At 55.9% G+C, this 4,817-nt stretch carries 2 protein-coding genes; one reads left to right on the forward strand and one right to left on the reverse strand.

Going from position 1 to position 4,817, the window contains the following annotated elements:
• The first annotated feature begins 207 nt into the window (after positions 1–207).
• On the forward strand, positions 208–837 hold the full coding sequence (locus CR103_RS21475) for a PEP-CTERM sorting domain-containing protein (RefSeq protein ID WP_099917931.1): 630 nt from the start codon (positions 208–210) through the stop codon (positions 835–837).
• Positions 838–890: 53 nt separating this feature from the next.
• Here the strand turns inward: CR103_RS21475 and CR103_RS21480 are convergent, their stop codons facing one another.
• Complete coding sequence (locus CR103_RS21480; protein ID WP_143752713.1) at positions 891–4,139, reverse strand: hypothetical protein; 3,249 nt, start codon at positions 4,137–4,139, stop codon at positions 891–893.
• Between the last annotated feature and the right edge of the window lie 678 nt (positions 4,140–4,817).

Here is a 4,817-nt window from a genome sequence, read left to right on the forward strand (position 1 = left end):
AAGCTCACCACGGGTGAGGTCGGTCAAATCGGGCAGGGACGGCTTTTTCTTCATGACCAGCATGATGGACCGCATCTATATTGTTTACAACCTTTTTCGCACGGTACGCCTCACGCTGAACAGTCACTGCCATTGAAACGAAACACATTTTATCGCTGGAATAATTTTTGCACACATAAATATGTTGCGCAATCATAAAGGACAACGATGAAATTCGTCAAGATATTGGCAGCAGCGCTCGGTTCGCTCGTAGTCGCCTTTTCCGCCTCGGCCGACGTAGTTTACGAGAATGGCGCTTTCGATGCAACGTTTCAGGGAGCACAGATTTCGCCGAGCCAAATAGTAAGCAACTCGTTTACGCTGGTGAGCGCGACAACACTAGCGCGCGTAACGGTTGGCCTATGGCCCCCTTCAAATACCAGTCCCATGTCCTTGAAATGGTCAATTGGGTCATCAGTGTTTGGCAACGAATATGGAACTGGTGCGGCGTTTTTGTCGAGCACTCGGGTGATGGAATATGCGTCGTTTAACGTATACCTTGCTACCTTTGACTTGACCGTCGCACTGCCTGGTGGCGATTTTTGGCTTACTCTAAGCGATGGCGTCAGCACCGGCGGCGCGTCGTTGGGGTGGGATATCAATTTTGGCCCGTCGCTGGCGCATTACCGCAATATTGCCGATTCGGGCACGGCCGATTCCGAATACTTCAAGCTCGAAGGCACCCAAGTGATTGGTCCGGGACCATCGCCGGTACCGGAACCAGCATCACTCGCTATATTTGCCATCGGCTTACTCTGCGCGGCGGCGGCGCGGCGATGCGTGACCCGCGCTGTTTGACCCCTGCGGCTGGCGAAAAGTCCTTCCTGCCGCGTCGAAACAGGGCTGCGGTGTCACGCGATCCGGATCACCTGCGGCTTTCGATCCCTCGAAGTCCCGTAAACAAATGCCTGTAACGATGGCACCCAACGGAATTTACTCCATACGTTGTTCATCGAGGTCTGCAATGCAGGCTGTCCGGCGCTGTCCTGATCCCAATGCCTCACCGGCACTGTGCTCCAAGTCCACGTTCCAGTGGCGGGATTGCTTGTCGGCGGGGTCAGTTTGATAATTGCCGGCGGTGTGGCTGACTGGTCGAAACCGACGACACAACCCAGTTCGTCGACCCATTGCAGCCCCATCACGTCTGGACGGTTGAACGATTTCACCGTGCCGTCGTATCCGCCCGTAATTGAAGGAACAGGGCCTGCTGTAGTGCTGCTAGTGATAGCGCTGGTGATCAGGTCGCGGATATGCAAGGTGCGGTATCCGGTCCCGGCATTCGGTCCCGAGCTATAGCCACCATCAATAGCAATAAGAAGGTTCAGAGCACTGCAAAGCACCATCGAGCCGTTCGCAAGGTTTCCACCCAATGCAGAATATTGAGTAATCTCGCCTGAACTGCTGATGAACAAAGTGTAGCGTGCGCCACCGTTGACGGAAACCCACCAGCCGCGACGGCTTGGATCGATGACCGTGATCGGATAATTTCCTCCCGCCGAGGCAGCGTTAAAGCGAATCTTGCTCGGATCGGCGTTTTGCGGCTGACGGGTCGTTAGTTGCGAATAGCCAAGGGTTGGGCGGGAAACGTCCAGCACGTTAATCCTGTTCTCGTAGCTGCTCCCGGCCCAGAAAAATGACGCCAGGGAACCTTGGGGGCCACCGCCCCAAGCTTTTGGCACTTCCTGCAGCCCGAGGTAGGTATGCGGGCAGTACGGCGTGCCGTCGGTCGCAAAACCGTTAACGAAGGTATTTGCCACATTGGGCTGCATCGGCAGGTTCGCGACGCTCCATCTGAGCGTCGAAAAATCGCAGATTAGCGACATTTGGATGTTCGGCAAGGAGTAGCTGGCTTCATGACCGCCAGCGTAATACACTTGCGCGCCGCGTTCGCTAAAGTCACGCAAAATTGCGCTACCGCCCCACATAACGAACGCACTGTCCATGGCCGCGGTATCGCTCGGGAAATTGCGGTACATCGCAGGCATCACGTCCTGCGGGCTGTTCAGCATCGGTACGTCCGCGAAATATCCTACCGGAGGAACCCAAGCAGGTAGGTCGGAAGTAACCGGGGGAATCACGGGCGGCGTACGCATATTAGGATAAACGCTCCAAACTGGCGCGCTGGAAAAATCTGCGACGATAGCGCTCCAGTTGGGCGCGGTGACCATGCGCGTGTAGGCAGCCATTGCACCGGCAACGTTGTGGCGAACCGCATAGGCGATGGCCGGTTGCAGGTTGCCCCAGTAACTGCTCGCCTCCGGGTAGTTACCCCCACGCAGCGGGCCGTCGGCCCCGGGATTGGCGACACCGAGGGTGGCGCGGTAGATTTCTCCCCAGTTGCGGTACCAAGGGCCTGTGCCTCTGGCGAAATCGGCATTGTCGGAAGGCGCGATGCACAACGTGTACCGGCCGGCATCGCGGTACAAGTATTCGGTAGGCGCCGCGCCGCCAAGACGGCCGATGACGCTTTGCGCTTTCCAGGCAAAAAATTCAGCTAGCTTGGTATTGCTGGCCGCCGTCATGCCCGGCTCGACATCGAGAGCGTAGCCAACGGCTGCGGTAAAAAAGTCCTGCATCCACGCCGCTTCCGAATACTTCCCGGTACCAGCAGTGTAGTTCGAATATGGCGCGACGAAGCCGTGCGGGTTGTTTGCTTGGGCAATGTAGGTCGCGTGGTAAAAGTCGACGTTAGCCGCCATCGATGCTCCAAACTCGGCGCGCAGCGGGTCATCGTCTGGCGAAACGCACGCGGCCTGGGCCAGCGTGCGAAGCGCCCAGCCTGCACCGCGTGTCGTGTTGGCGCCGGCGCTCGACAGGAACACGCCACCCGAAAATTTCCGTGTCGCATCCGTGTTTACCAGATAGTTGATGGTGGCGGCGAACTGCACCTCTTCCATAAAGTAAAAACGGCCGGTCAGCAAGTATGCGGTAAAGGCGATCGAAGGATGGTGCGGAATATCCCAGGTCGACGGCGCGGTGCCGGAACTGGCTGGTGTGAAGGAATTCCTGGATGACGCTCCCGTGTTGGAGATGCCCGTGCCGGGGCCGCCGTCGACAACCAGATTGGGGTAACTCGAAAATCGGAATGGCCGCAGCGTGTTTTCGTCGCGATAGTGGATGCCGTAACGGCCGGCACTATAGGCATTGATGATTACCCCCGGGTAGGCGCGCGGATCATCGCTGGCCAGGTACAGTACATCCCACTCGGGAAGTAGGCCGATCGCGGGCTGGTAGCCGGCTTGGCCCATTGCATTTGGGTAGTTGCCTTGTTGCAGCGGCGAGTAATTTTTGACCAAGGAAGACCATACCGCCGCCGATATCGGAACAGAGGTCCGGTAGGTCGGGACCAATCCAGTTGTTTGCAGGTAAGCCTTGTCATGATTCGGCGTGACCTGCGGGTCCGTTCCCAGCCAATGGCTCAGAGCCGACCCCGACACTAACACGCTGCGGCAGTGATTTGGCAAATCAATTGTCGCGTTGAAACGTTGCGTACCGCCAAAATCGAATGTATAGGGGGCGTGCTTGTTGCTTGGCCGCGCGACGTTGAGATAGCCGTTCTCGATCCACGGCAGGATCTCCACGGCGCCGCCCCGATACAGACGTACTTCGAGCCAGCCAACCAAGTGGGCGTCACTGCCAATCGGCTTACGGTAGAGCCACGAACTCATGAACGGTCCGCTAATCCAGGTCATGAAAGGGGTCGCCCAATCCGCACTGGTCCATGAAACGGTGCCGAACGCACCGGCGCCGATCGATGCGGTCGCTCCAGTCGTACGTAGGTTTTCGGTGGTCAGGTTGGGGATGGCATTCGGCATGCCAATATTGAGGTTGACGGTCAGCGCCGTGCTAGCGGCCAATGTGACTCTTCCTGAAATGATGGCAAATTTAAGGGAACCGTCCGGCCATGTGTTTTTTGCAATAACCTGCAAATCCGAAATGCTGCCAATTAATCGTGCACCGGACGGCACGCGGCCCTTTTCGAACGCGTGACCAAGCGTAAAGGGCTGGCTTTTGGTCCCGGTACTTGGTGACGTTAGCTGAAAGGAGGCAACGACTGGTCCAGTGGCCGCCGGCGTTCCACCCACCACTAGAAGCGGCATTAGCAATGCTTTCCGATCGACACCTTCGTCCGCGCTGCCCCCGCAGCCTTGGACCGCTAGCGAAGCGACACTGCCCCCTAGCAGAGTCATGAACCGGCGTCGCGTCAGCGACTCGTCGGAGTCATTTTCGTTAACCGAAGCGAGCGGAGAGGCCTCATCGGCAATATTAGGGAAACAATTCATTTGAAGATTCCTTCAAGAAAACTTAATTGAAATTTTGCAAAGTCAGAAAGTTCTACCGATTTGCCGCGGTACTGTTCCATATTAATGAGCGCTGAATTACAAAGCAGCCGCTGTCCAAAATCTTACTCAAAATAAACGTGCCGAGTAAAAATGCAAATTTAAAAATTCATTGAACTTATTTTAATTAAAAATCACTTCAATCGATAATGCGATTATCAGCCACAGGCAACATAAGGTACGCACATATCGGCAGTTGAGCAGGATCAAAAAATAAAGAATTTATGCTACGCGGTTAAGCGCAATTCGTTTTCGTTACCAAATAGTCTTCGCCTTGACATGGTGACGTAAGGCTACCGCTAATAACCTGGTGTGACTATTTAGCCGCTATGCAGCGAGCCGAATTGGATCGCCATTGAAGGCGCGCCGCAAGACGTCGAGCATGCCGTGGCCTTGTTTGCGCAGCGTGTCGAGGCAGGAGCGGATGACGCAGAAATT

It is taken from the genome of Massilia psychrophila, assembly GCF_002760665.1.
Lineage (GTDB): Bacteria > Pseudomonadota > Gammaproteobacteria > Burkholderiales > Burkholderiaceae_D > JAFCUW01.

Coding starts and splice junctions, on each gene's coding strand:
- CR103_RS21475 (WP_099917931.1), top strand. CDS start 208: ATGAAATTCGTCAAGATATTGGCAGCAGCGCTCGGTTCGCTCGTAGTC.
- CR103_RS21480 (WP_143752713.1), bottom strand. CDS start 4,139: ATGCCGCTTCTAGTGGTGGGTGGAACGCCGGCGGCCACTGGACCAGTC.